This window comes from Agriterribacter sp. (assembly GCF_035497235.1).
Lineage (GTDB): Bacteria > Bacteroidota > Bacteroidia > Chitinophagales > Chitinophagaceae > Agriterribacter.
This window is the reverse complement of record NZ_DATJEB010000059.1, coordinates 1-3,934: the sequence shown is the minus strand read 5'-3', so window position 1 is coordinate 3,934 and position 3,934 is coordinate 1. Positions and strand designations below refer to the sequence as shown.

The following is a 3,934-nucleotide window of genomic DNA, read 5'->3' as shown; positions in this document are numbered from 1 at the left end:
TCTATTGGTGAGCCTGGTACACAGCTATCTCTCGACTCTAAACACCGTTCAGGTGGTGCACTATCAGATGATACTGCACAGGGTCTGAACCGTATCGAAGAGTTGTTCGAAGCTCGTCAGCCGAAGGGTCTTGCATATCTTACTGATATTGCGGGTACTGCCAATGTTTGGGAAGAGGGTGATCACTACGTGATTCAAATCAACGCAAGCGATAGTGACCAGGTAGAATTCAAGCTCGGTCCACGTAAGGCACATGTTGCTGGTGGCACAGAAGTAGCTATTGGTGATGTACTGGCAGCCGAAGATGGTGGTGACAATCCAATTGTTTCCCCAATGGCTGGCAAGGTAGAAATCAAGGGCAAGACGATTATCATCGTTCCAACCAGCAAGTCTGTCGTTAAGTACGAAATCCCTGGCTATAAGCAGCTATTTGTTAAGGACGGCGATAAAGTTGTGGCCGGCCAGCGTTTGACCAACGGTTCTATCAACCTCCAGGACCTTATGGCCTTGCAAGGTGTTTAGCCAACTCAGCGTTACATCATGAACGAAATCCTACGTGCAACCGCCCGGTTGAGCGTTTACGTTATGAAAACACCGTGCTTAAAAATCCACCCGGCTTTAAAAGGAAATACACTAAAGGAAAGGTTACAATACCCAACATGCACTTTACAGAAAGCAGGGAACTCTACCTTGCCACTGTGCTTCCACATATCATCACAAAAAAAGAAAAATCAGTCATCATATGCAAATCATGGACACCCGGCGCATTGCAGGTAGACCTGTATTCAGTGACAGGCAAAAAAATAACTAATTTATATACAGGTCAGTTGGGAGATGAAACATTTATGATACACTGGGACGGGAAAGACCCATCGGGCAAAGTAAACTATACGGGAGATTATAAGATACGCTGGACAACAGGGTCAGGATACCGGGAATTTCCTGTTACCATTTTATGAATGAATAGTATTGCAACCGGTGTTGAGATTAGCTTGCAGCGGCGCCTTTCATGGTCCGCGCGGGGGGCGGCATGAACGGCCACATGTGTAGGAACATAAGACCCCGGCGATGTAAGTTTTAAATACTTACACAAACAAAGCACTTATCCGGTTTCTCCGGCCTTCACTCAGCGCTTCTTTTCCACCCGGTGCCCCCCGGCGGGACGATATGTGAAAAAACGCTTTCATAACACCACACAATCCTTTGTGCAATTTCTGCTTTCCTTACATTTGCCACTAAAGCCCGCTCGTATCAGCCAACTCAGTTCCATATTATCTAATCCCATTGAATATCTCAAAGGCGTGGGGCCATTGAGGGGAGACCTGCTTAAAAAAGAGCTGAACATTTTTACTTTCAACGACCTGCTGGAACATTTTCCTTACCGGCATATTGATAAAACGGAAATAAAAAAGATCGGCGATATTACACCGGCTGCGGATTTTATCCAGGTGGCCGGTAAAATTGTTTCCTGTGAAATGATGGGTGAAAAAAGAGGAAAGCGCCTGGTAGCCGAATTAAGAGATGATACGGGATCGCTGGAACTTACCTGGTTCCAGGGTATAAACTGGATACAAAAAAATATACAGGTGGGCCAATCCTACCTGGTTTTCGGAAAGCTGTCTTACTTCATGGGCAGTCCCCAGATCACCCATCCCGAAACAGAGCTGTTTACACCCGAAAAAAAAGACGGTAAAAATTATTTCGAACCCGTTTATCCCGCCACGGAAAAATTAAAAGTACGGGGGCTCAACGGCAGGCAAATAGGCAAGCTGGTGCAAACGCTTATTGAACTGCTGCATGAAAAGGATATACCGGAAAATATTCCGGATACTATTATAAAGCAGTTGCAGCTTTTGCCCCGGTACGATGCCTATATGCATATTCATTTTCCGGCTAATACCGAAATGCATGAGAAGGCCCTGACACGGCTAAAATTTGAAGAATTTTTCCTGGCCCAGGTCCGGCTCGGACTGATCCGCTTCGGCCGCCACCGCTATTCTAAAGGCATTGTATTCAGCCGGGTAGGCGAATTATTTCATACCTTTTATAAAAATCATCTCCCCTTTGAATTAACCGGTGCCCAAAAAAGAGTATTGAAAGAGATCAGGCAGGATACGGCAAAAGGATTTCAGATGAACCGCCTGCTTCAGGGTGATGTAGGCAGCGGTAAAACCATTGTGGCCCTGCTTTGTATGCTGCTGGCCGCCGATAATGGCTACCAGAGTTGTATGATGGCGCCTACCGGGATACTGGCACAGCAGCATTACGACAGCCTCACAGCGCTTTTAAAAGGCATGCCTGTAGAAACGGGCTTGCTTACCGGCTCTACAAAAAAAGCCATGCGAAAAGAACTGTTAGCCAAAGCTGCCAACGGGAGCCTTCATATACTAACAGGTACGCATGCCCTCATTGAAGACCAGGTACAGTTTAATAAACTGGGGTTTGCGGTGGTAGACGAACAGCATCGTTTTGGCGTGGCGCAAAGAGCAAAGCTGTGGGAGAAAGGCGAAGTTCCGCCGCATGTGCTGGTAATGACGGCAACGCCTATCCCAAGAACCCTGGCTATGACGGCCTATGGCGATCTGGATTACAGCATCATGGATGAACTCCCCCCGGGAAGAATACCCATTACTACCGTTCACCGCTATGAAACCGCAAGATCGCAGGTAATGGATTTTATAAAAGCCGAAATACAAAAAGGCAGGCAGGCGTATATCATTTTTCCGCTGATAGAAGAAAGTGAAAAAATGAATTATGAAAACCTGATGAAAGGTTATGAAAATGTGAAAGCTTATTTCCCTGAACCGAAATACTGGATAAGCATGGTACACGGGAAAATGAATGCAGACCAGAAAGATGCCAACATGCAACGTTTTATACAAAAGGATACTCAGATCATGGTATCTACCACCGTTATTGAAGTGGGGGTAAACGTTCCTAATGCAACCGTTATGGTTATTGAAAGCGCCGAAAAATTCGGGTTATCGCAACTGCACCAGTTGCGTGGAAGAGTAGGCAGAGGCGGAGAGAAAAGTTATTGCATTTTACTTACCGGCAATAAGTTAAGTGCCGATGCACGGGAACGGCTGAAAATGATGTGTGCCACCAATGATGGTTTTGCCATAGCCGAAAAAGATCTTGAAATACGCGGGCCCGGCGATATTGAGGGTACCCGCCAAAGCGGAATGCTCAATTTTAAATTAGCAAGTATTGTGCAGGATAAACATTTGTTAGATTTAGCCAAACAATATGCTGAAAACTTATTAAATGAAGATCCCGAACTGGGTTTAGCAGTTAACCTGAAGTTAAAAAACTATCTTCAGCAGCAAAAAGGACAAACCCTATGGAGTAAGATATCGTAAATCTGTAATTAAGGGTAAATTCGCGTTATAAATCTGTACACATTTAATAAGAAACTACCATTGACATCTAAATCCCACATATTTCTTGCCTGGTTATTATGTAGTGTGCTGGCGGCTTCGGCCCAGCAGGCCGTAGAGTTTACGGAAAACAGGGGGCAGTGGAATAACAGCGTTTTATTCAGGGGGGAAATCAATAATGGAGGCTTTTTTCTTCAGCGAAACGGGTTTACCGTGTTACTGCATAACGAAAATGATATGCAACAGCTTGCTGAACAAATTCATGGACATGCGGCTGAAGGACAAACAGACCACAGCACCAGCAAAAGAACCGCCCACCCCCGCCCCGGCCAGGGAAATCAACCCGGTTCCGGCGGGGATATCATTTTGCGCTCCCATGCGTATACGATGCGCTTTGCGGGAGCTGATACCAATGCAGCAGTGATGGGTGAAAAGCCGGTTAGCTCCTATGAAAATTATCTTACCGGCAATGATCCTGCTCAATGGGCGGCCAATTGCAAAATATTCCAGGCGGTTACTTACAAAAACATCTATCCCAATATTGATGTGCGGTA

The 3,934-nt window shown here is 45.7% G+C and carries 4 protein-coding genes; all 4 read left to right on the top strand.

All coding sequences use genetic code 11. The features are described 5' to 3' along the window. The coding region (locus tag VL121_RS21335; RefSeq protein WP_325408643.1) for a hypothetical protein at positions 1-522 on the top strand (522 nt) is incomplete at its 5' end. Positions 523-659: 137 nt separating this feature from the next. Continuing rightward, the gene (locus VL121_RS21330) at positions 660-959 is read left to right on the top strand and encodes a flagellar hook assembly protein FlgD (protein WP_325408642.1); all 300 of its coding nucleotides are present in this window, start codon (positions 660-662) and stop codon (positions 957-959) included. Positions 960-1,205: 246 nt separating this feature from the next. Next, positions 1,206-3,362 carry an ATP-dependent DNA helicase RecG gene (gene recG, locus VL121_RS21325; protein WP_325408641.1) on the top strand — a complete coding sequence of 719 codons (2,157 nt, stop codon included), beginning with the start codon at positions 1,206-1,208 and terminating at the stop codon, positions 3,360-3,362. Between the two features lie 60 nt (positions 3,363-3,422). Then, positions 3,423-3,934: DUF7948 domain-containing protein (locus VL121_RS21320; protein WP_475367166.1), on the top strand; the 512-nt coding region annotated here is incomplete at its 3' end.

Coding starts and splice junctions, on each gene's coding strand:
- VL121_RS21330 (WP_325408642.1), top strand. CDS start 660: ATGCACTTTACAGAAAGCAGGGAACTCTACCTTGCCACTGTGCTTCCA.